We start from the raw sequence: 24,277 nt of genomic DNA, 5'->3' as shown, positions 1-24,277 counted from the left end.
TATGAAAAAGATAAAAATAGGTTTAAAATTAGCACTTGTTTTCGCTTTTATGCAGGTCGAAGCACAGCACGTAGCCAAAAAGGTAGATGTCGTGATTTACGGCGGTACCCCGGCAGCGATTACAGCTGCATTGGAGGTAAAGCAGGCCGGCAAGTCTGTTGTCGTCTTATCGCCCGATCGACATTTAGGAGGCCTGAGTTCTGGAGGGCTCGGCTTTACAGACACGGGCAATAAAGCCGTTATCGGTGGCTTTGCCAAAAAATTCTATCAGGACGTATACGATCATTATTCGCAGGGATCGAGCTGGAATTGGCAATCGAGGGCTTCATTTGGCAATCGAGGGCAGGGCACTGTGGCAATGGATAGTGAGCATGGGACGATGTGGATCTTCGAACCCCATGTCGCCGAGGGTATTTTTGATACATGGGTGCGGGATTATCAGATTGATGTGGTGCGCGAGGCCTATTTAGATCGGCAGGAAAGTGCCATTAAAAAAGAAGGTACAGCCATCAAATCGATTAAGACCTTAGACGGAACAGTGTACGAGGCGAAGATATTTATTGATGCCACCTATGAAGGCGATCTGATGGCGCTGGCCAAAGTAAGCTATACGATCGGGCGGGAGGCCAATAAGACTTATGGGGAGCGGTGGAACGGTGTGCAGACCGGAGTCTTTCAGCACCGGCATCACTTTATCGCGAAGATCAGCCCCTATAAACGCGAGGGAGACACCAACAGTGGACTGGTATTCGGCGTTTCTGCAGAAGATCCCGGGCAATATGGCACAGCAGATCAGAAGCTGCAGGCCTATTGCTTCCGCATGTGCCTGACCAATGATGCCCGCAATCGGAAGCCCTTCGCCCAACCTCGCGATTACGATCCACAACATTACGTTTTACTACAACGTTTATTTCGTGCCGGTTGGGACGAAGCCTTTCAAAAATTTGATCTGGTGCCCAACCATAAAACCGATGCCAACAACCATGGTCCGTTCAGCACCGATTTTATCGGGATGAACTATAACTATCCCGAAGCGAGTTATGCCGAGCGAAAATCCATTATCGAGGCCCATCATCATTATCAGCAGGGTCTATATTACTTTATGGCAAATGATCCCACTGTTCCCTTCGCAATAAGGACAAGGATGGCCGAATGGGGGGTGGCAAAAGACGAATTTAAGGATAACGATAACTGGCCTTTTCAGCTGTATATCCGCGAAGCAAGGCGGATGATAGGGCAGTATGTGACGACTGAGCATAATATTCTAGGAAAGTGCAGGGTAGAAGATCCGATCGGCATGGGTTCGTATACGTTGGACTCCCACAATGTACAACGCTATGTGACCAAAGAAGGGTATGTTCAAAATGAAGGCGATATTGGCGTTCAGGTACCCAAGCCTTATGCCATTTCCTATGGATCAATCATCCCGAAGAGCGATGAATGTACAAATTTGCTAGTCCCTGTCTGCGTATCCAGCTCACATATTGCCTTTGGTTCCATTCGTATGGAACCCGTATTTATGGTGTTGGGGCAGAGTGCTGGTGCCGCTGCAGTCCTAGCGATTGATAATGATCATGTTGTGCAGCATGTCGACTACGGGCTATTAAAAAAGCAACTGTTGAAAGTAGGACAAGTATTGGAGCAAAAATAATATATGGTGCTAGCATTAGACTTAGATATATGATGGATTTAGCTAATATGAATGCCCTCACACTGGTTTTTGCGTCGATTTTGATATTTGCGCTCGCATACCGCTTTTACGGAATTTTTATGGCGCAGAAAGTGCTACGGCTCAATGATGCGGTAGCGACTCCAGCGGTCGAGTTTGCTGATGGGCATGATTACGTTAAGACGGATCGTAAGGTCTTGTTTGGGCATCATTTTGCCGCAATAGCAGCGGCAGGACCATTGGTCGGCCCGGTGCTGGCGGCACAGTTTGGTTATCTTCCAGGGGCACTCTGGATTTTGATCGGCTGTGTCTTGGGCGGTGGTGTTCATGATATGGTTGTCCTGTTTGCTTCTGTACGGCACAAAGGGCAAAGTCTTGCTACCATTGCGTCCAAGGAGATCGGCCGCGTTGTTGGTGGGATAGCCGGTATAGCCGTTCTGTTTATTCTAATCCTGACCTTGGCCGGACTGTCACTGGCCTGCATCAGTGCCATGCACGAAGCCCCATGGTCCCTGTTTACTATTATTCTGACCATGCCAATTGCGATATTTATGGGACTCTTGATGCGGTATAAAACAGGATCTGTAACGTTGGCAAGTGTATTGGGGGGTATTTTATTGATTGTTGGCATCATAGCAGGGCATCGTTTGATGGAGATTCCGGGCGTACATAACCTGTTCGACTGGGATGTCAAGACCATTTCAATCGCGATTGCTGTTTACGGATTTTTAGCATCAGTCTTACCCATATGGCTGCTTCTGGTGCCACGTGATTACCTTTCCACCTATCTCAAGATCGGTACGATCCTGATGCTGGCCATAGGCATTGTCTTTGTGCATCCGACCATACAGATGCCAGCGCTGACCGATTTTATCCATGGAGGTGGGCCAGTGATCGGCGGACCTGTGCTGCCATTTATCTTTATCGTGATCGCTTGCGGTGCAATTTCGGGTTTCCATGCGATTATCGCGACCGGAACGACGCCTAAGATGCTGGGCACCGAAAGGGAGATTCTTTTTGTAGGGTATGGTGCAATGCTGGTGGAGGGATTTGTCGCTTTAATGGCATTGATCGCTGCCTGTACCTTACTGCCGGGCGACTATTTTGCGATCAACACACCAGTCGGTGACTACGCAGGATTTTTGGCACAACATCCCGAATTAAAAGCGGTAGATTTGCAGCATTTTTCAGATCGTATAGGAGTAGACCTCCACGGCCGTACCGGGGGCGCCGTGTCCTTGGCTGTCGGGATGGCCCATATTTTTGATAAGGTTCCCTTTATGGACAATGTGATGGCTTATTGGTATAATTTTGCCATAATGTTTGAAGCCGTGTTTATCCTTACAGCTATCGATGCTGGTACACGAGTTGGACGATTCTTTTTGCAGGAAATGCTGGGTGGTGTTTTTCCCGCTTTTAAAGACAAGGATTGGAAACCCGGCGTTTGGTTATGTAGCGCTATTTTCACTTTTTCATGGGGCTATCTTGTTTTTACGGGAAATGTAAGCAGTATCTGGCCGCTATTTGGAATCAGCAACCAGCTGTTAGCTGCCTGTGGGCTTATTGTTTGTACGACGATGCTTATTCGGATGAATCGGGGGAAATATGCCTTAATTACGGCAATTCCGGGCGTATTTATGGCTGGAATTACCTTTTGGGCGGGCTATCTACAGGTCATTGATATTTATTTGCCCAAAGGACAGCTGCTATTAGCGTTCTTAGCGATCTTGGCCATGTTGTTGATGCTGCTTGTCTTTATAGGCACGTTTCGAAAATGGTATCAGTTGTTTAAAATTGAGGCTAAATTTACCGACCAAAATGGAGAATCTGTAAAGGAATTGGTTGATCGTTAAGCGGAAATTTCAAACTTCCTAAAATTATATTGTAAGTTTTTTGATGGGAAATGTGTTCCTAATTAAGTGCCATGTTGGGTGCTACAGGGACTGTGATTTTCGATAACGTTACCGCTACTTTATCCGGTGAAAGTGTTGGATTTTTAGGCTTTTAGGTTTTTCTTTGGATTATAACGCAATTGAATAAACTAAAAATCTTAACCCTAAATGGATAAATTATGATAGTTCGTATCCACAGTAATCCAACATTTTCAGTAGGCACGATGCTGAGCTGTCTTTTCCTTTGGACAGGTCTCGCTACGGCACAGACTACAACAATACAGGGACGTGTCACCAATGCTACCGATCATGCCGCATTGGAAGGTGTAACGATCACTAATCTGAGTATGCCTGTTGCAGCACGGACAGACAATCAGGGGAATTTTAATATCAGAGCGAATGCAGGGGATAGGCTCAAAGTTTCGTTGCTGGGTTTTAAGACACTCGAAATTGCTGTTCCCTCAACAGGTAATCTCCATATAGCTCTTAAGGAAGAAAGTCAACAGATTGATGAGGTGGTGGTTACCGCGTTGGGTATCAAACGTCAGACCAGGGGGCTGACCTATGCGACACAACAGCTGGATGGAAGTGCAGTCAATGATGCCCGCGACAACAGTGGCAACGTAATGAGTAGTCTGACGGGTAAAGTCGCTGGTGCTGTCGTGACTACAGCGGCTACGGGACCCGGTGCCTCCGCCAAAGTGGTTTTGCGGGGCAACAAGTCCATCTCCGGTAATAACAATGCGTTAATCGTGGTGGATGGTATACCTTATGATAATTCCAGTGCACAACAAGCTACCGGAACAACCTACAATTATGGAACGAGCGATGGCGCTGCGAATATCAACCCGGACGATATAGAATCTATCAATGTGCTCAAAGGCCCTTCGGCTGCTGCGCTATACGGTAGCAGGGCCGCAAATGGTGCCATATTGATTACAACTAAACAAGGTAAGGCTGGTCGGTATAATATTGATTACAATGGTAGTGCATCCTTGGATCAGGTCAACTTGCTCAGTAAATTCCAGAATACCTATGGGCGGGGAAATGGAGGTGTCAGTGGTACGAATGTCGGTGAGAGCTGGGGACCACAAGGGCAAACCTATAAAAATAATGTCCGCGATTTCTTTGAAAATGCGACCTCCTTCAACAATAGCATTAGCACCTATGGAGGGACGGAAAAAGTGCAGGGTTATGTTTCTTATACAAACAATAAAATCGGAGGCATTATTCCTGGCAATGACTTGAAACGTAGTAACTTGAATCTTCGCGTAAATACGGAACTGATCCCAAAACTAAAAACAGATGTAAAACTCAATTACGTTAACCAGCAGATCGACAATCGTCCGCGCTTAGGCGATATGGGAATCCCCGTGGAAGTGTACGTGATGCCGCGGGATATGGATGAGTCTGAACTTAAAGACTTTGAGGATATTGATCCGGTTACCGGTGAGCCGCAGCGGAAGTACTGGTCCGGTTCTGCTGTATACGACAATCCGTATTGGAGTACCAACCGCACCTCGGTCAATGAAGTGCGCGATCGCATTACCGCATTGGGTTCGGCAACCTATCAATTGACGGATTGGCTAAATGTAATGGGAAGGTTCAGTTATGATAAATACATCGATAAGACAACAGGGGCCTTCTACTCAGGTACTGTTTCTCTTGGCGATGTCCGTCCTGGAGGTAAATATTATGAAACCCATGCGCGCTATCAGGAACGCAACTTTGATTTGTTGTTCAATGGAAATAATATACTTAACGAGGCGGTCAAAATTAGCTATAATGTTGGTGCAAGTTCCTTAAATCGGGAGTACAGTAGCTTTCAGAATATGGCCAATGGCCTGTCCGTACCGAATGAGTTTAGCCTAACGATGGCTACCACGCCAGAATTTCTACTGATCAATGGTTACCAACGACGTCTAAATTCGGTCTATGGAAGTGCACAGCTGGCCTTTTTTGATCATACCTTTCTCGATATGACGGCACGCAACGACTGGACCTCAACCTTAAAATCTCCACACAGTTATTTCTATCCCTCAATCGGTGTATCTACTATTTTCAATGAATGGCTCAAGTTGCCAAGCTGGATCAGTTTTGGTAAACTAAGGGCTTCCTATACGCAGGTCGGTAACGATGCGAACCCCTATCTGCTTCAACAATTGTATTCTTTTGGGCTAGGTGCGGGAAAAGGATTTATCTCTCGTTCACCAATAAAAGCAATCCCAGAATTGAAACCTGAGCTGACCAAATCCTATGAAGCGGGACTGGATATGAAATTCTTTGCCAACAGATTAGGTTTTGATCTGACGATGTACAAAAGTAATACAGTTAATCAGCTTTTGTTTCTTGGATTGCCAATGGCAAGCGGTTTTAGCAGGCAATACATCAATGCGGGAAATATAGCAAATAAGGGAATTGAGGTCCAATTAACTGCGTCGCCTATAAAAAAAGAATACCTAGAATGGCAGACCACTTTCAATTTTGCAGCCAATACCAATAAAGTGATTGAACTGCACGAGCGGACAAAACGAGCAACGATTACCGAAAATACCAAATATGCCTCAGTTGTCGTCAATGAAGGAGAGAAATACGGTGATCTTTACGGTTATAAATGGAAAACGGATGCGGCGACAGGGAAATATGTGGTTGACGACAGCGGGTTGCCAGTGGTAGAAGCGAATCAAAAATTGGGAAATTTTAACCCTAAGGCCTTATTGGGTTGGTCAAATTCGGTCCGCTATAAGAATTTTACGGTCAATGCCTTGATTGATACACGTATTGGTGGTGAGATCGTATCGGGTACCTCAGCTTATCTAGCGGCTTTCGGAGTAGCGGATTATACCGCAGATTACCGGGAAGGGGGGCTTGTGCTGGATGCGGTGGACGTGAGCGGTGCAGCTAATACCAAGGCTATCACAGCTCAGCAGCTTTGGACCCGTGTATCGCAGAACGGACGCGATGCTTGGGGAGAATTCTTTACCTATGATATGACCAATGTCCGCTTACGTGAACTATCTGTCAGTTATAAATTTAACTTAAAAAATATCGCTGCGATCAAAAGTGCACAGCTTATGCTGACAGGCCGTAACCTATTTTTCTTTTATCGAGGGAAATCCAAATTGGATATTCCGGGAATAGGCAAAACAGACAACCCCATAGATCCTGAGGCGGCATTGGGAGCAGGTAATTTTCAGGGAATTGAAGTGGGGTTGCCGCCTGCTGTCCGTTCCTTTGGACTGAATGTTAAGTTAACTTTTTAAATCCTTGAACAATGAATAAAAGTACCCTATTTACTTCGCTATTAGTACTAAGCTTGTTGTCCTGTACCAAGGACTTTCAGGATATCAATACCGATCCCAACAATATCATGGTGATCACACAGCGTGAATTGCCCTTTATGTTTGCCAAGGCACAGTCTTCGGCTGCAATGAATAGATCTTTTTATCAAACAGTGCAAAACCTGGGGCCGGATCTATATGCCCAATACTTTGCACTTACTACGAATTCCTTTAGTACGGACCGTTATCTGCTTACTCCAGATTGGCAGCGCCGGTTTTGGACAGTTATTTATGTTGATACCGCACCACAGCTCAAAAGCATTCTCGAAAATACAGAATCCAAATCAGGTGAGGCCGCATTGGCCAATATCATGTGGGTATATGCCTTTCATCGGCTAACAGATCAATTTGGACCGATCCCTTATTTTGGTGCTGCCGAGGCCAACGATGTTATTCCTTATGACTCCATGGATAAGATCTATGCAGATTTCTTTGAAAAATTGACTACAGCGGTAGCCAATCTGAAGGCCTTGCCAGCGGGAACGAAAATCTTTCAGGGATACGACCTGATCTTCGATGGAAACACCGAAAACTGGATCAGATTTGCTAATTCGCTCCGCTTGCGGTTGGCCTTGCGTATCGCTAAGGTATATGCAAATCAAGCAAAAGTCGAAGCAGAAGCAGCTGTTGCTGCCGGTCTGATGTCTAGCAATACGCACAATGCCAGTATGCTCAAATCCCTTTCTGGAAATGATACCAATGGATTGGCACAAGTTGCCGTATGGAACGAATTTTCAATGAGTTCCACTATTGCTTCATACCTAAAAGGTTATGCCGATCCACGTTTAGGCATTTATTTTCAACCCAGTTATATTGGAAAAACATTCAATAGCGTGCGAAATGGTGCTACGGCCACGGATCTAGGGAACGTACGTAATCAGTCAGGCTCCAATTCCAATGTGGGCACCTATTGGGTACGTTACAATGGCGTGGCTATTGAAGGAAATTTTACCCAGAATTTCCATGTGATGTGTGCTGCAGAATCTTTTTTCTTACGAGCCGAAGGGGCATTGAATGGCTGGAATATGGGTGGTGAGGCTAAGCAGCTGTACGAGGAAGGCATCAAAACGAGTATGGAACAATGGGGCGTTACAGATGCGACGCAGATCAGTAATTATATCGCATCAAACCATGAGCCTGTCGCTCCCGGCGATTATCATAATTCGCCAGCTGTAGCCAGTATCCCCGTCAAATGGGCAACAACCGTGGCCGAACAGCGTGAACAGATCGGCGTACAGAAGTGGTTAGCGATCTATCCCAATGGTATGGAGGCTTGGGCAGAATATAGGCGTACAGGATTCCCAAAAATGTATTCATTGATCCACTCCGACAACCCAGACCTGCCTATTGGGACATTTATTAAAAGATTGCCTTATCCACTGACCGAGGCGACAGACAATCTTGTTGAACTGAGCAAAGGACGTGCACTGCTTGGCGGTACAGACAATGCGGCAACCAAACTCTGGTGGGATGTGGACTAAATTGGGTAAATTACAATGATAGACTTCAAGATCTGTTTAGTTTCTTTCGGTATACTTATGGGATTAAATTCGAGCATTCAAGCACAACAACAACAACAACGACGAGCGGCGTTGCCCAGCGTATTGGCCATACCTGCTGAGATAGACCCGATAAAGGTTATGGTGGAAGATCAAGCGGAACAGCTTATCGGGGCTTTGGATTGCGAGAAAGCTGCAAATCCGCAAGATATGAACAAGTTGGTCAGAAAAAACCTGAAACTGGACGGATATGCTATTCCGCCGCTGGACATGCAGCTAATTTCGTCAATTGAGCAGGACAACTATACCGTTCACAGCCTGATCTTTCAGAGCTTGCCTGGGCTATATGTTCCTGCAAGTTTATATGTGCCAAAAGGCAACGGACCATTTCCGGCGATACTCAATAGCCACGGGCATTGGCCACCGGGGCGGCGAAGTGAAATTGTTCAGCGTACGGCCCATATGTTGGCATCCAACGGCTATGTATGTCTTTGTATTGATGCCATGGGGTCGGGCGAGCGCGGACGTGAGCATGAGCATGAGTATCATGGAGCTAATCTTGGGTCGGCACTGCTCGATCTGGGGACACCTCTGATGGGTATACAGCTACTTGAAAACAGTCGTGCCATTGACCTGCTCTGTAGTTTACCTGAGGTAGATCCCGAAAGGATTGGGGCTACCGGAGCCAGTGGTGGTGGCAATCAGACGATGTGGCTCGCGGCTATGGATCCGCGGATCAAAGCGGCCGTTCCTGTAGTCAGCGTCGGAACTTTCCGCGCGTATATCATGAACAGCAATTGTGTCTGCGAACTCCATCCCAATGGGCTCCTGCATTTTGAAGAAGGACAACTGTTACAGACAATGGCTCCTAAGGCTATTAAGATTATTTCGGCACTTAAAGATGGTAACGCTGCTTTCAACGCCCATCAGATGCTCAAGTCTTTTCGTATTGCCAAGGAAGCTTTTGCGCGGCAAGGGGTACCAGAACGGATCGATTATGAGCTTTTTGATGAACCACATAGCTATACCACAGAAATGAATATAAGTATGATAAAATGGTTTGATGGGGCATTTGGAGCGACGCGCGAGAAAGGGTTGCAGTTGGACAATGTGCTTCTCTTGGATACAAATGAGCTTGCAGTACTGAAACATGGGGTTAAGCAAGAGCTGATCCTCAGTATACCGGATTTTATCAGCCGTGAATTTAGTCGGACTGAATCACGGATTGCGACATCCACACTGGATAAAATGGACTATAAAAAACAACTGCGGGCATTACTTTATACAGGCGGTACCGATAGTTTGCTGCGTGTTCAGACGTTGGAGTCGCAGCAGGGCTGGCAACGGGTTATGTTGGAGACATCGAGGCGACAGCTGATTCCGTTATTGATTAGCCCGCCTCTTACCGACTCAAATACACTACATGTCTATTTCCCCTCGATGGGTAAGCAACAGGTCGCTATGCAGGAAATTGAGGCCCTTCGCAACAAAGGTGAGGGGGTGGTGCTCATAGATCTCTTTGGGCTCGGAGAGCGCTCTTCAACTACTGCTGATAAAATCGATGGAGCGTTACCGCGCTTTCATACACTTTCGCGCTCACTGCTCTGGATGGGTCGTAGCATGATGGGGATTTGGGCGTCTGAAATTGGGCTTATCAATGCTTATCTGCAGCAAGAATATAAGTCCAGCAAGCGGACCTTGGTTGCGGACCGTGAGACGGCCATAGCAGCATTGATCAGCAATGTGCTGAATCCCTTAGAACAGGAATTACTGCTGCGCGAGCTCCCCATCAGTTATCTGCCGGGCGCAACGGGAGCGCTGGATAGGTACAATATGGCGATCCATATTCCCGGTATTCTCCATTGGGGCGATATTCCAATGCTGCTTGCGCTTAATGAGCAGCGAGTCATGATCGATGGACTCTACCAGTTGGACGGTAAGCCTTGCGAAATAGCGAACAAAGAGCAATTAAAAAACAAAGTGCAGCACTATAAGAAGCAATTAAAGAACCAAGGAACACTCCTTATCAATTAAATATTATGGGAACAAATCGAAGATCATTTTTAAAACTGTCCGGGCTAGCCGGAATTGGATTGATGGCTGGCTGTGGACAGGAAAATAAGGCTTCAGCAAAGACAAATCTGGATCATATCCGGCTGGAAGCGTCAAAGAAATATACAGCTACATTTAATATGTCGGGCTACGCGGCCCCCAAAATACCAACCGTAAGGGTCGGTTTTATCGGTGTCGGCAATAGGGGATCTGCTGCAGTAGAACGTATGAGCCAGATTGAAGGAGTTGCGATCAACGGCATCTGTGATGTACGGGCTGAAAAGGCGATTGAAGCAAAGGCAAGGATGAAATCAGCGGGTCACCGCGCGGAGTTATTTACAGAAAATGCCGAGCACTGGAAAAAGATGTGTGAACAGGAGGATTATGATCTGATCTATATTGCAACCCATTGGAAGTTGCATGCCGAGATGGCGATATATGCCATGGAACACGGGAAGCATGTCGCTTTGGAGATTCCTGCAGCGATAACGGTGGAAGACTGCTGGCGACTGGTACAAACCTCCGAGAAGACCAAAAAACATTGTGTCATGCTGGAAAATTGTTGCTACGATTACTTTGAACTGCTGACCTTAAACCTAGCTAGACAAGGTTTTTTTGGAGATATTGTCCACTGCGAAGGGGCTTATATCCACGACATTCTGGAGAGTTTTTTTGATGCCGAAAAACGTTTTGATTTTTGGCGCTTAAAGGAAAATGCGACGCGCAACGGAAATCTTTATCCCACTCACGGTCTGGGACCGATCTGCCAGATTCTGAAGGTCAACCGCGGTAATAAGATGGAGTATATGAGTTCGATGTCTTCAAAAGATTTTATGCTCGGGCAGAAAGCCAAAGAAATGGCTGCGACTGATAAGCAATTTGAGTCTTATATAGACAAACCCTTCCGGGGCAATATGAATATTTCCAATATCCTCACCAATAACGGCAGTACGATAATGTTACAGCATGATGTGAGTTCGCCAAGGCCTTATTCACGCCTCCATTTGATTAGTGGTACCAAGGCCTTTGCGCAGAAATATCCTCTGCCCGGCAAGATCGCTATTGGCCATGTCGATTTCCTGTCTGCTGAAGAGATGACCAAACTGGAACAGCAATATACACCGGGTATTGTAAAAAAGATCGGAGAACTGGCTAAGCAGATAGGAGGTCATGGTGGCATGGATTTTATGATGGACTGGCGCCTGATCGATTGTCTGCGCAATGGTTTGCCGATGGACATGGATGTCTATGATGCCGCCAGTTGGAGTGTCATTGGCCCTTTAAGTGAATGGTCGGTCGCCAATGGTTCCCAGCCAATCGAGGTGCCTGATTTTACTGCTGGTCATTGGAAAAATAATCAGGTACATGATATTGAGCTGACAGGTGAAACGAGCACTGTATTATCATAAACAAACAGAACGAGAATATTATAATTAAATCAATAGACGTGAACATTAAAACTTTTAACACCCGGTTAGAGCTGGGACAACATGCAGGAGCTGCAGGAATTGAAGCTATTAATGCTGCCATTGCGGCGAGGGGAGAAGCCAACATTATTTTAGCAACCGGACAGAGCCAGTTCGAAACACTAGAAACGCTGGTGGCTACTGGCAATATCGACTGGAGCAAGGTGCGCATGTTCCACCTCGATGAATATATTGGCATGCCAATTAGCCATAAAGCCAGCTTTCGGAAATACTTAACCGAGCGTTTTATCACCCAGGTGGCGACACTGAAGGAAGTTGTACTGATTAATGGTGAAGCGGATCCAGCTGCAGAATGTGAACGTCTGCACCACAAGATTAAAGCACATCCCATCGATGTTGCCTTTGTGGGGATCGGAGAGAACGGTCATTTGGCTTTTAATGATCCTCCTGCTGATTTTGAAGTAAAAGATGCTTATCTAATTGTCAATCTGGACGAACAGTGTCGTCGGCAGCAGTTGGGAGAAGGGTGGTTTGGCTCACTCGCCGAAGTGCCGTTGCAAGCTATCAGTATGTCCATACAGCAGATTCTATCAGCTCGGAAAATAATCTGTGCTGTGCCGGATGAACGTAAAGCACTTGCTGTGAAAAATTGCCTCACGCAACCTGTTTCCAATTTGAATCCAGCGAGTATCCTGCAGCAGCATGACGACTGCACCTGCTACTTGGACGCGGGATCTGCATCGCTTTTAAAATGACGGTATTTTATGACAGCATCAGCACGCGATAGGAAAACTACCTGGGTATCGATAGGCATTATTGGAACAATGTTTTTTATCTTTGGATTTGTATCCTGGATTAATGCCATTCTCATTCCATATTTTAAAATAGCCTGTGAACTGAGCAATTTTCAATCATACCTTGTTGCTTTTGCATTTTATATCTCTTATTTGCTGATGTCAATGCCTTCCTCGTATTTGCTCAAAAAAATAGGATATAAAAATGGAATTATGGTAGGCTTTTGGATTATGGCATTGGGGGCATTTTTATTTGTCCCTGCGGCCTATAATAGGGCCTATCCGATCTTTTTGATTGGTCTATTTACGTTGGGAAGTGGATTAGCCCTGTTACAGACAGTAGCCAATCTATACATTACCCTGATCGGTGAAAAGGAACGAGCAGCGCAACGGATTAGTATGATGGGTATTTGCAATAAGGGAGCAGGTATACTGGCACCCTTACTATTTTCCTATATTATTTTGCGTCCCCAGGACAATGAGCTATTTAAGCAGCTTCCACAGATGACAGAAACGGCTCGTACATTGGCTTTGGATGAATTGATCTTACGCGTGGTTGGCCCGTATACGGTGGTCGGAATTCTCTTACTATTGATTGGGCTGTTTGTTAAGTTTTCTATTCTTCCCGAATTGGATCAACAACAAGATGGAGTAGGGAATGACAGTGGGGAAATCAAGAAAAGTATTTTTCAATACCCACACCTCGTTCTGGGGGCTGTGGCAATATTCCTCCATGTGGGTACACAGGTTATCGCGATAGATACGATCATCAATTATGCAGGGGCGATGGGCCTTTCCCTACTGGAAGCCAAAGCACTACCTTCCTATACGCTAACGGCAACAATACTAGGCTACATGTCGGGAATTGTCTTGATTCCCAAAGTGTTCAGTCAACGTAGTATGTTGCGTTTCAGTACAGTTGTTGGTCTGATTTTGTCTATCTTAGTCGTGTCGACTCATGGACATGTTTCCCTGTTTAATATGGATCTGGATATTTCTATCTGGTTTATTGTATTAATTGGGTTTCCTAATGCACTTATCTGGGCAGGCATATGGCCATTGGCGCTTGAAGGGCTCGGTCCATTGGCCAAACAAGGATCTGCACTATTAATTATGGGACTATGTGGCAATGCTTTACTTCCGCTCCTCTATGGGGTACTGGCCGATACGATCGATCCTAAATCAGCCTATTGGATATTGACTCCATGTTTTTTATACCTGTTATTTTATGCCTTTAAAGGGTATCGGATTCAGACATGGACAAGACAAACAAAAAAATCAACGAATTGATATGTGGATTATAACAAATGCCAATATTATAACACCTTACCGCGTGATCGCGGATGGGACAGTATGGATTGCCGAGGGGAAAATTGTGCATATTAGCGAAGGCTATTTGGCAAAAGAAGCTGTCGAAGAAGGTTGGTCAGGTGCCCAATGGATGGATGCCGAGGGGCTGTATCTTGCACCGGGTTTTATTGATATACATGTCCATGGCGGTGGCGGCGCTGATTTTATGGATAACAGTGTGTCTGCATTTTTAACTGTTGCCGAAACGCATCTACGCCATGGTACCACTGCCATGCTGCCGACCACCTTGACCAGTGAAAGCGAGGAGCTATTGGAACTTTTCTCCGTCTATGAAGTAGCCAGGGAGCAGAATGTCGAAGGGAGCCGATTTTTGGGTTTGCATCTCGAAGGCCCCTATTTTGCGATGAATCAACGGGGGGCGCAGGATCCCAAGTATATCCGTAATCCGGATCCAAAAGAATACATGCCTATACTTGAACGTTATCACCATCTCATCAGTCGATGGAGTGCGGCTCCTGAGTTGCCCGGAGCACTGGACTTTGGACGGGCTGTGCGCAGTCATGGTATCTTATTGGCTCTGGCACATACCGATGCAGTATATGAGGAAATATTACCTGCGGTCGAAGTTGGATATCGCCTGGCAACCCATTTCTACTCTGGTATGTCGGGTATGAAGCGCATTCACGCGCATCGTTATGCCGGAGTTATTGAGAGCTGTTTTCTATTGGACCAGATCGATGTGGAGATTATAGCAGATGGTGTCCATTTGCCCGAGCCTTTTCTGCGGCTAATTCATAAAGTGAAAGGCGCGGATAAAATGATCCTTATTACTGACGCGATGCGTGCAGCTGGTATGCCCGAGGGTAAAAGCGTGTTGGGAAGCTTGCGTAACGGAACTGAAGTAATCGTTGAGGAAGGGGTAGCCAAGCTGACCGATCGTTCTTCTTTTGCAGGTAGTGTGGCTACGGCAGATTGCCTTGTCCGCACCATGGTCAACAAGGGAGGCGTCAGTTTGGTAGAAGCCGTACAGATGATGACGATCAACCCCGCAAGACTACTTGGGTTGGATCATAAGATTGGAGCAATAGCTACAGGAATGGAAGCAGATATTGTGCTTTTTGATGATGATGTGGTCATTCATCACAGTTTTGTTGCTGGTGAATTACGGTACAGTAAATAAAGACGACTAAGAGGATCGTTTGGTAGAATCCCGTTCGATTAATTTTCCCGGCAATATCATATCCTGAATTTCAAAATCCCGATTTTTTATATGACGGATGAGTAGCGCACAACTCCTTTTGCCGATCTCCATGGCAGGTTCTTCAATCGTACTTAAATTGGGTTCTACCACAGTAGCAATAGGATCATTGGTAAATCCGATGACGCCAATGTCCTGGCCTACACGGAGCCCCTGCTGCTTGATTGTCTGAATGGCACCAACGGCTTTGCGGTCATTCGCAGCGAAGATCGCATCTGGACGATCAGGGAGGGCAAGTAACTTCAACGCATCAGTGGCGCCGTGAGCCTGTGAAAAACCTGAATATACAATAAGACGCTGATCGATAGCCATATTGTGCTGCTCCAGTGCTTGCAGATAACCATTTAGCCGTTGCTGTGTGAATTGCAGATTTTCGGGTCCGGCAATATGAGAAATGCGCGTATAGCCTTGTCGGATTAGGTATTCGGTCGCCTGTAAGGCTCCCGCAAAATCATCTTGGACAACTTTGGAGGCATTTATATCTTTAGGTACACGGTCAAAGAATACGATTGGCATTCCCTTGGCCATCAATTGTTCAAAATGATCGTTTGTGGATGAATCGGAAGAGATCGAAATAAGAAGTCCATCTAGACTGCTCGTTGATAGGTTTTCCAATAGGTTCTGTTCCCGTGCGACATGATCGTTGGTGACATAGAGAATCACATTATAATCGCGTTCATAAGCTTCTTCCTGAATACCTGAAATCACCATCGAAAAATAATAATTGGTGATAAAGGGAATGACCACACCTATATTTTTTGTTGAACCGGAAGCTAAGGCGGAAGCATTTTTATTAGGCTTAAAGTTTAATTTCTTGGCCAGTGCCAGCACCTTTTTTCGGGTTTCGGGATTGACATCGTGGGTATCCCGAAAAGCCCGCGAAACTGTCGATACCGAAATTTTGAGCATCTTGGCGATATCCTTGATGCCTAAAGGATTCTTCATATTTAGATAGGGTTAACAAATTACGATACAAAATACTAAAAACTATCGAAAAATGTAGGATCTATCTTCATTCATATCTCCAGGTCATAATAGTTCGGTCTTGACGAGAATAGAGTTAATAATTATATAGTATTTATTATTATAGTCTCGCTCTATACTGCTGAGGTGACAGTCCAAAATATTCTTTGAATAGATTGGAAAAGTTAGGTACGCTTTCATACCCAATTTGATAGACAATTTCAGCGATATGCATATCCTTATTTTCCAATAATTGAAGCGCCTTTAGAAGTCGATGCTGTTTTATGAACTGGAATATGGTGATCTGCATTTCTTCCTTAAACTGTCTGAAAAGTGTTCGCTCCGAAAGAAAAAAATTAGCGCTAATCTCAGCGATTGACAATTTATTGTCGAGATGTTGAAGGATATACGTGCATACCTGGATCATCAATTCACTTTTTGCCGGCGTGATTTGCAATAGGATCGGTTTAGCCAATAGTATGGGGAGCATAGACTTGAAGGCCTCCAAAGTAGATGTTGTAAGCGTGTCGTGGTCTTTCAGCTTCCAATGTTGCTGGCCAAAAATCAAAAAATGATTCAACAATTCATTTGATGGATACACCTTAACTTCTTCATGCATATTGTTCATATCCACAAAAATGGTTTTTAGTGACAGTTGCTGGGAACGGGAAATGAGTTTGTGTGGGACATGTGCTGGGATATATACATAGAAAGTACTTGGTATACAGAAACTGGCTTTTTCTGTATAGATAAAGAGGGTACCATTTGTTGGGCTAAGTACCTGTACTTGTTCATGAGCGTGCATTTCTGTATTGAACTGTCCATAGTTACGTAATTCAATTGTGCCATCGCGGAAGTTCTTGGCACATTGAACGAAGGGAATGTTGGATTTTGGCATTATTGAATAACAATTGTTTTATTTTCAAATATATTAAATTCTGTAGTTCGAGTACTTTTGAACTATAAAAATAAGTTGAATATGAAACAAGTTAAGATTTTCGATACTACTTTACGTGATGGAGAACAGGGACCGGGCTGCCAGCTGACACTTAATTATAAATTAGAAATTGCTGAAAAACTCGATGCAATGGGGGTAGATGTGATAGAGGCGGGGTTTCCAATAAGTTCTCCTGGAGATTTTAAAGCTGTAACAGAGGTTTGTAAACTGGTGAAAAAGGCAACAGTCTGTGCATTAGCTAGGGCCAATAGGAAAGATATTGAACAAGCCTCTTCGGCCTTGGTTAAGGCAAAGGTGGCACGGATTCAGCTCGGAATTGGAACATCGGACATTCATATTAAACATAAGTTTAATACCACTCGTGAGGTAATCTTGGCGAAAGCTTATGAAATGGTGGCTTATGCGTCGGATAAATGTGATGAAGTACAATTTTTTGCCGAAGATGCTGGCCGCGCAGACAATGATTTCTTGGTTCAAATGACCAATACGGTGGTCGAAGCGGGGGCGAAAGTTGTGAATCTTCCTGATACCAACGGTTTTTGTACACCCTTTGAGTACTTTGAAAAGATAGCCTATGTGAATCAAAATAGAAGGGAAAAAGAGAACGCAATCCTTTCTGTCCACTGTCATAATGATTTAGGTATGGCTACAGCGAATAGCATAGCTGGGCTAATGGCGGGTGCACTTCAGGTTGAAGGAACGATTAATGGTGTGGGAGAACGTGCGGGAAATGCTGCCTTAGAAGAAATTATTTTGACACTTATTGTAAAGGAAAATCTAGGGATTGCGACTGGAATTGATCCAAAATATATTGTAGAACTAAGTAGTATGGTAGAACGGGCAATGTCAAATCCTGTACAGGCCAATAAGGCCATTGTTGGGAAAAATGCTTTTGCGCATTCTTCTGGCATCCACCAAGATGGCGTGCTGAAAGACCGTAGAAACTACGAAATTATTGATCCCCAAATCATAGGAGGAAAGTTGCCTGAATTGTTTTTATCCGCAAGGAGTGGACGTGCAGCATTAAAAGATCGGTTAAAAAGTATGAAAATAGATTTCCCTGCTGAACATTTTGAAAATATCTATAACCGATTTCTTGTTTTGGCAGATCAGAAACGTTTGATTGAAGATAACGACCTCCGGAGTTTGATTTAGGTAAAAAGATCGTGTCCAGTTGTTCAGTCAAGTCCGTGGTTGCTAGTTAAATAATTCTGTTTCAGATTCTCGAGAATGAGAGGGGAAAATTCCTTTTGAGTTTATAAAAATCCAATAAGCGTTGGGGATTTACTTATTTAAATATTCGAATATATAATTTTGGCACAATATCTGTTGCCTTAGCAGCGTATATTGATGTAATAAGTTCTATTTAGATAACACACTTAATAATGATAAAGAGCCTTTCGGTTGTTTTACTGTTTTTGGTTGCAACAACATTTGCAAATGCGCAATCGATGAAATTGACTCCGAATGACTTTGTAGATGCTGCAGACGAATCGAAGAATTATATCGTTCTGAATTTTGCAGGAAAATCGCAAAGTGATTTGTACAAAGCAGTGCTGAAATTTGTAAACTCGCATTACAATAACCCAGAGAAAGTTGCGACCAAGATCGAAGATGAGCAGATTGTTATTGATGCGATGGAACAAAAAGCAACGGCTTGGGGTAGAGGTAATGCTCTTGATTTTTTTTATAAGATTACCATGGATTTTAAGGATGGACGGCTGAGGTTTGCTCCAAATTATAAATACCTTGAAAACTACAATGGAATTGAATATCCATTAGTCAAAAAAAGTAATCTTTGGGTAAAAACAGCCCTTTTCAATACCGATGGTAAAGTTAGACGAGAAGCAGCGAAGCAGGAATTGGAAAAGTTTATCAATAATTATATTAGAGCGATTACAAATAGTATAAATACGAGTAAGTCGAATGACAATTGGTAAAATAAAAACCAGATAATAAGATGAAAGAGTCTCCAATGGAGGCTTTTTTTATATGCGATCACGATATACTAAGCCGTCTTTTGAGGTATAAATTTTCATCTTCAAGCAGTGTAAGTAAATACACTTCACTATAATAATTGAAAGGTTTCGAAGATGATTACCGAGTGCCTGGATCAGAGGTAATTTGTGTCAAGAGTAAAATTGTCCATAAAGGCCGTGTGCTTGCAAAACAGGAGATAGCCCTTTTATTAACGAAAGAATAAGCTGAAATTCAAAAATATACCTAACGTTAAATTAGAGCAAAGCCCAAATGTAGTTAATATTTGGCTCAAGCAGACATCTAGCCAAAAAGGTTCCCTTATCGGTTAATAAGGGAGCCTTTTTTGATCCGCATGGCTTCCGCTACCTATTCATTTTCCACTTTTGATTTTTCATAGGCAAGAAGTTCATCTGCGCAGAGTTTCCCGAATTTATCGGCCGCTAATGGGCTATCAGCAGTAATCAGTTTTCTGTCAACATGACAATCGCCGACAATTTTTTTATTTAAAATTTCAATCCCAAGCTGTTTGAGTTTTTCGCCATAAAACCATGGCATCTCTCCCGGCTGGTATCCACTTTCTGGCAAAGTCTTATCCATTTCATCAGGAAACGAATTGATCTTATATCCCTTAAAGGGAAACTCGGTGGCTCCGCAATCTGCTACGCTTAAGAGCGCTGCCGGACCATGGCAGATTGCCAATAGATATTTATCTTCCGCTACTACCCATTTGATAAGTTCTTTTACATCATTATTTTCAGGTAGTCCGAGCATTGCGCCATGCCCGCCTGGGATAAAAACGGTAACGTAATCAACATATCCCTTATTCGTGTCAGCTATAAAATCTCTCAGGTTGTGCGGGTTTGAAAATTGAGTATTATACTTGTCGAGGATTTTACCGATGTTTTCATCTTCGTACGGCATAGCCCACATCTCAAATTTTACAGGAGCACCCGTTGGTGTGTAGAAGTCAACATCAAATCCAGCCTGTTCGAAATGAAGAATGGGAACCAGTGTTTCGACCGGATGATTGCCCGTTGAAAATTTCTTTCCATTTTTCATGGTCATATACCGTTCTTCTGTGCAGAGCACAAGAATCTTTTTTCGGGTGTCCTTGTTGATATCACTGTACTTTTTTTTACTGTAATTTGTCTTGGTCGTAACCATCGTCTTTCTTGAAAAAAAAGAAGGTTCGTAACCAATGCCGTCAAACACGGGCTCTTTGCTCAAAATCGTTTGAAAATAATGACATAGTAATATTTTTTATTGTTTGTAACTCATGCTATTGATAAACTTCGAATATCAAACTTTCCACATTTTATAAATCTTTAAGAGATAACAATATCAAAACCCATGCTGTTTCGCTTAAAAAATATTTGTGAAAAGTAGCAAGTAAGGAAGGTGGTGGAAATATGGTGATCCTTATATTCGACGTCGTAAAAAAATTGAACCTCAGAAAATTCAACTTTTTTCTAAAAGATAAAACGAAAGCGAACTAACCATTGTTATAATGGTACTTTTCATAAATTAGGTTAATAACAGGTAGTAAAAACCTTGAGATCCCCCTCCTCAAGGTTTTTTTTATTTTTTTCAAACGAGTATTATATTTCGGTTGTCCTTTATACGAAAAATGAGACTATTGCTTTTGCTGGCTTGATTTGCACTTGTTAAGCCAGCATTTTTTGAAACCGACTATCCCATTATTGGGATCATAACTATATATCAAGGCTGGTTTATTCCGGCCTTTTTTGTGCCGATACTATCGGCATCATAGGCCTTCTGAGTTCGTCTGCCATCCCGGCGACAATGTTAATCATTTCCATGTTAGGCTGTGGTTCAGTAACTAAATTGATCGCAAAGTTATTGGCAAGCGGTATTGTAAGATAAGTGCTAAGTGTCCGGGCCAGTATAACTTGTTTCCCGCTGCATCGAAGTCCTAGGATCTACCTTGAGTTAAAAAATATTTATTCCTTCCGATGGAGATTGTATTGAAATTTTAAAACGACCGCATTAATGCAATATATACTTTTAGGAATAGTTTTCTCAATGGTCACAATTGCCTATTTTGTTATTGTGATTCCGCGTATGCCTAGTTTTTCAAAAATATTTTAATTTGAATTAATTCTTTTTTTATTAAAAAACTATTCAAATAAAATTGTTGTTTTGTTATAAACTTTAAATTTCTATAGCATATTACAACTTTATGCATAATCTAAGGTACCCCAAAAACGATAACAGTGACCTTCTCATCATGGATAATGATTATAAGTTAGTCGCTGACATGATTAAAAAAGATCTTTTTGGAGTGCTCCTTAAAGCGAAATTGATTTGTAATACGGAAATGGCAGTGTTGACTTTATTTGACAACAGTCAAAATTTTGTGCAGACCTATTTTCATGATGTCGATGGAAATATAAGTATTAATAAAGTATTTTTGGACTATGTGTTTGATCACAACGGCACGCTAGAATTTCCAGACCTTAGCAATGAACTTCCTTCGCAGCGCAATTCAGTGATTTTCCGGAATTTTGGAATACTGTATTATTATGAAGCACCACTCATCAATCACGAAGGAAAAATAGTTGGTTTTTTAAGCGTTATGGATAGTAGCTCAAACAAGCTTTCTGATAATCAACGGACTCTTCTTTCATTATGGTGTACAGAAGTTCTTGGCTTACTTCAAGAGAAAAACCAGCACCTCCAGTTAACTAGTAAATTGGAATATGCGAAATCTACACTAGACATGACCAGTCAGGTGGCCAGAGTGGGGAGCTGGGAGTATGATTTAGTTGATGATTATATCGATTGGTCTGAAATGACAAAGATTATTCATGGGGTTCCAAAGGATTATCGTCCAACTATTAAAACAGCAATTGAGTTTTACAAAGATCCTCAACATAGGATTAAAATTGTTCAGGCTATCAATAGTGCAATCGCTACAGGAGCTTCATGGGATCTTGAATTAGAAATTGATACCTATCAGGGTACAAGCTTGTGGGTTAGAGCACTAGGGAAAGCAACTTTTGAAAAAGGGAAGTGCGTTCGACTATATGGCACTTTTCAGGATATCGATAAACGTAAACGCTCTGAGGCGGAATCGATTCGTTCTAAGAAATTGCTCGAAGATGTGTTGAATGCCACTACTGCAGTCGCTATCATAGCAACTGACGCAGAAGGGTTGATAACACTTTTCAACCGGGGCGCAGAAAATTTATTAGGGTATAAAGGTGATGAAGTGATCGGTAAAATTACGCCGACATTATTTCATAGCAGTAGGGAAGTTAAAAATCGAGCGAAGGAACTTGAAAGTAAATTTGGGTATCCGATTAGTGAATTTAGGGTGTTTGTCGAGATGGCGGAGCGCTACGGATCCGAGCAAAGAGAATGGATTTATATAAAAAAAGATTTTACGCGACTTTACGTATCTCTTGCTGTTACTGCAATGCGCGATATTTCTGGTCAGATTATAGGTTATCTTGGCATTGCCACAGACATTACGAAGATTGTTCTTCAAAGAGAAGAATTAGAGAAAGCTAAAAAGCTTGCTGACCAGGGTAGCGTGGCGAAGTCAGAGTTTCTCGCCAATATGAGTCATGAAATTCGTACACCTCTTAACGGAATTATAGGTTTTACGGATTTGATGAGTCGAACAAAACTAGACGATACGCAAAAAAAATATGTTTCTATTGTCGATCAGTCTGCTAATCTTCTTTTGAGCATCATAAACGATATACTTGATTTTTCTAAAATTGAAGCTGGCAAATTGGAGCTTTCGATTGAAAAAAATGATTTGTATGAGATGTTTGCTCAGGTTACAAGTTTGATTGACTTTCAGTGGAAGGCCAAAAAATTGGATTTTCGGGTAAATTTATCAGAATCGCTACCGCATTATGTTTGGGTTGACTCACTTCGACTCAAACAGGTGCTCATGAATCTTCTAAGTAATGCAATAAAATTTACGGACAAGGGAAGTGTTGCACTACATGTCGATGTACTAACCTCGGACGAAAACTCCACCACGCTGCGCTTCAGTGTAACGGACAGAGGAATAGGTATTAAACCAGATAAACAGCAAAAAATATTTGAAGCATTTTCTCAAGAAGATGCTTCAATAAGCAAGAGATTTGGCGGAACAGGGCTTGGACTTAGTATTTCAAATCAATTGCTAAAAATGATGGATAGTAAACTAAAATTGCAAAGCGAATATGGGAAAGGGAGCCAATTTTATTTTGAAATAACATTAAGGTCGCAAAAGGGGGATGTGTATGAATGGAAACTTTTAGAATCCTTAAAGATTATGATAGTTGCCCGACAAGATGCCGATCGAGCTAATATTGCATTGATGTTGCATTTGAAGAAAGTTAATGTCTCGTTGGCCGATAACGGATTTGAAGTTCTTCAAATGTTGGCCAAAGGTGAGCGGTATGATGCGATTATTATTGATAATGATCTACCTATAATGAACGGTATCGATACGATAAAAAAAATTAGGAAAAAGTTACTCTACAAAGGAGTTGGACAGCCCGTAGTTTTAATGTTATCCGTCCTTGAGACCAACCCAGCCCGTATTGCTGAAAGCAGCCATATTATTCATTGTATTAATAAACCAGTTAAAGTAGATCAACTGTATTCAACATTAGTTGCTGCATTACAGCAGGATGATGAAACGATCAAATATGCCGAAAAAGAAACGGCCTTTTTGGAAAGAAAATACAAGATTTTAATTATTGAAGACAACAAATTTAATATGTTGCTTACTAGAACCATTGTACAGAATGTTCTTCCCAATGTGGAAATCATAGAGGCGGTCGATGGGGTAATGGGATTTGAATTGTTCAAGGAGAATAGGCCTGATTTGGTCTTCATGGATATACAGATGCCTGAAATGAATGGCTATGAGTTAACTGGATTGATTAGAAGAAATGAAAAGGGGAGGATACATACGCCAATTATAGCATTGACAGCCAGTAATATTAAGGACGAAAAGGAAAGGTGCATTTCGTGTGGAATGGATGATTTTGCTGTGAAGCCTTTTGTTAAAGAAACATTGCTGGAGCTTTTGAGAAAATGGTTGATAAATGACAGCAATAACTAGGTATGAAAGACTTGTATATGATTTAGTTAATAATGGCTAGT

The 24,277-nt window shown here is 43.0% G+C and carries 15 protein-coding genes; 12 read left to right on the top strand and 3 right to left on the bottom strand.

What is annotated here, in order from left to right:
* Window position 1: 1 nt before the first annotated feature.
* The 9 genes from HS960_RS10250 (at window position 2) to nagA (ending at window position 15,165) form a co-directional block, all read left to right on the top strand.
* Window positions 2-1,651 (top strand): FAD-dependent oxidoreductase, encoded by a 1,650-nt coding sequence (locus HS960_RS10250; RefSeq protein ID WP_159732272.1) that lies wholly within the window; start codon window positions 2-4, stop codon window positions 1,649-1,651.
* Between the two features lie 29 nt (window positions 1,652-1,680).
* Entirely contained in the window at window positions 1,681-3,522 is a 1,842-nt protein-coding gene (locus HS960_RS10245; RefSeq protein WP_228280274.1) for a carbon starvation CstA family protein, read from the top strand.
* A gap of 218 nt (window positions 3,523-3,740) precedes the next feature.
* Complete coding sequence (locus HS960_RS10240; protein WP_202883784.1) at window positions 3,741-6,824, top strand: SusC/RagA family TonB-linked outer membrane protein; 3,084 nt, start codon at window positions 3,741-3,743, stop codon at window positions 6,822-6,824.
* A gap of 11 nt (window positions 6,825-6,835) precedes the next feature.
* Complete coding sequence (locus tag HS960_RS10235; RefSeq protein ID WP_159732278.1) at window positions 6,836-8,383, top strand: SusD/RagB family nutrient-binding outer membrane lipoprotein; 1,548 nt, start codon at window positions 6,836-6,838, stop codon at window positions 8,381-8,383.
* 15 nt (window positions 8,384-8,398) lie between these two features.
* Window positions 8,399-10,435, top strand: coding sequence for an alpha/beta hydrolase family protein (locus HS960_RS10230; RefSeq protein ID WP_159732281.1), 2,037 nt, complete (start codon window positions 8,399-8,401; stop codon window positions 10,433-10,435).
* Between the two features lie 5 nt (window positions 10,436-10,440).
* The gene (locus HS960_RS10225; RefSeq protein ID WP_182332529.1) at window positions 10,441-11,862 is read left to right on the top strand and encodes a Gfo/Idh/MocA family protein; all 1,422 of its coding nucleotides are present in this window, start codon (window positions 10,441-10,443) and stop codon (window positions 11,860-11,862) included.
* 38 nt (window positions 11,863-11,900) lie between these two features.
* Window positions 11,901-12,635, top strand: a complete 735-nt coding sequence (locus HS960_RS10220; protein WP_202883783.1) for a glucosamine-6-phosphate deaminase — start codon at window positions 11,901-11,903, stop codon at window positions 12,633-12,635.
* A gap of 9 nt (window positions 12,636-12,644) precedes the next feature.
* Window positions 12,645-13,964 (top strand): sugar MFS transporter, encoded by a 1,320-nt coding sequence (locus HS960_RS10215; RefSeq protein ID WP_182332527.1) that lies wholly within the window; start codon window positions 12,645-12,647, stop codon window positions 13,962-13,964.
* Window position 13,965: 1 nt separating this feature from the next.
* The gene (gene nagA, locus HS960_RS10210; RefSeq protein ID WP_182332525.1) at window positions 13,966-15,165 is read left to right on the top strand and encodes an N-acetylglucosamine-6-phosphate deacetylase; all 1,200 of its coding nucleotides are present in this window, start codon (window positions 13,966-13,968) and stop codon (window positions 15,163-15,165) included.
* 6 nt (window positions 15,166-15,171) lie between these two features.
* On the opposite strand, the gene HS960_RS10205 is transcribed toward nagA, so the two are convergent.
* The gene (locus HS960_RS10205) at window positions 15,172-16,188 is read right to left on the bottom strand and encodes a LacI family DNA-binding transcriptional regulator (protein ID WP_182332523.1); all 1,017 of its coding nucleotides are present in this window, start codon (window positions 16,186-16,188) and stop codon (window positions 15,172-15,174) included.
* A gap of 139 nt (window positions 16,189-16,327) precedes the next feature.
* Window positions 16,328-17,104 carry an AraC family transcriptional regulator gene (locus tag HS960_RS10200; protein ID WP_182332521.1) on the bottom strand — a complete coding sequence of 259 codons (777 nt, stop codon included), beginning with the start codon at window positions 17,102-17,104 and terminating at the stop codon, window positions 16,328-16,330.
* A gap of 81 nt (window positions 17,105-17,185) precedes the next feature.
* Here HS960_RS10200 and HS960_RS10195 point away from each other — a divergent pair, with 81 nt between their 5' ends.
* Window positions 17,186-18,319, top strand: a complete 1,134-nt coding sequence (locus tag HS960_RS10195; protein WP_153845568.1) for a 2-isopropylmalate synthase — start codon at window positions 17,186-17,188, stop codon at window positions 18,317-18,319.
* 230 nt (window positions 18,320-18,549) lie between these two features.
* Window positions 18,550-19,104: a DUF4468 domain-containing protein gene (locus tag HS960_RS10190; RefSeq protein ID WP_159732290.1), complete on the top strand. Its 555-nt coding sequence runs from the start codon at window positions 18,550-18,552 to the stop codon at window positions 19,102-19,104.
* Window positions 19,105-19,510: 406 nt separating this feature from the next.
* On the opposite strand, the gene HS960_RS10185 is transcribed toward HS960_RS10190, so the two are convergent.
* Complete coding sequence (locus HS960_RS10185) at window positions 19,511-20,371, bottom strand: DJ-1/PfpI family protein (RefSeq protein ID WP_228280273.1); 861 nt, start codon at window positions 20,369-20,371, stop codon at window positions 19,511-19,513.
* A gap of 1,021 nt (window positions 20,372-21,392) precedes the next feature.
* Between HS960_RS10185 and HS960_RS10180 the strand changes: the two genes are divergently transcribed.
* Window positions 21,393-24,236 carry a PAS domain-containing hybrid sensor histidine kinase/response regulator gene (locus HS960_RS10180; protein ID WP_182332517.1) on the top strand — a complete coding sequence of 948 codons (2,844 nt, stop codon included), beginning with the start codon at window positions 21,393-21,395 and terminating at the stop codon, window positions 24,234-24,236.
* Window positions 24,237-24,277 lie beyond the last annotated feature (41 nt).

The organism is Sphingobacterium paramultivorum, from assembly GCF_014109745.1.
Classification (GTDB): Bacteria; Bacteroidota; Bacteroidia; order Sphingobacteriales; family Sphingobacteriaceae; genus Sphingobacterium; species Sphingobacterium paramultivorum.
This window is presented reverse-complemented; position numbering and strand designations above follow the sequence as displayed.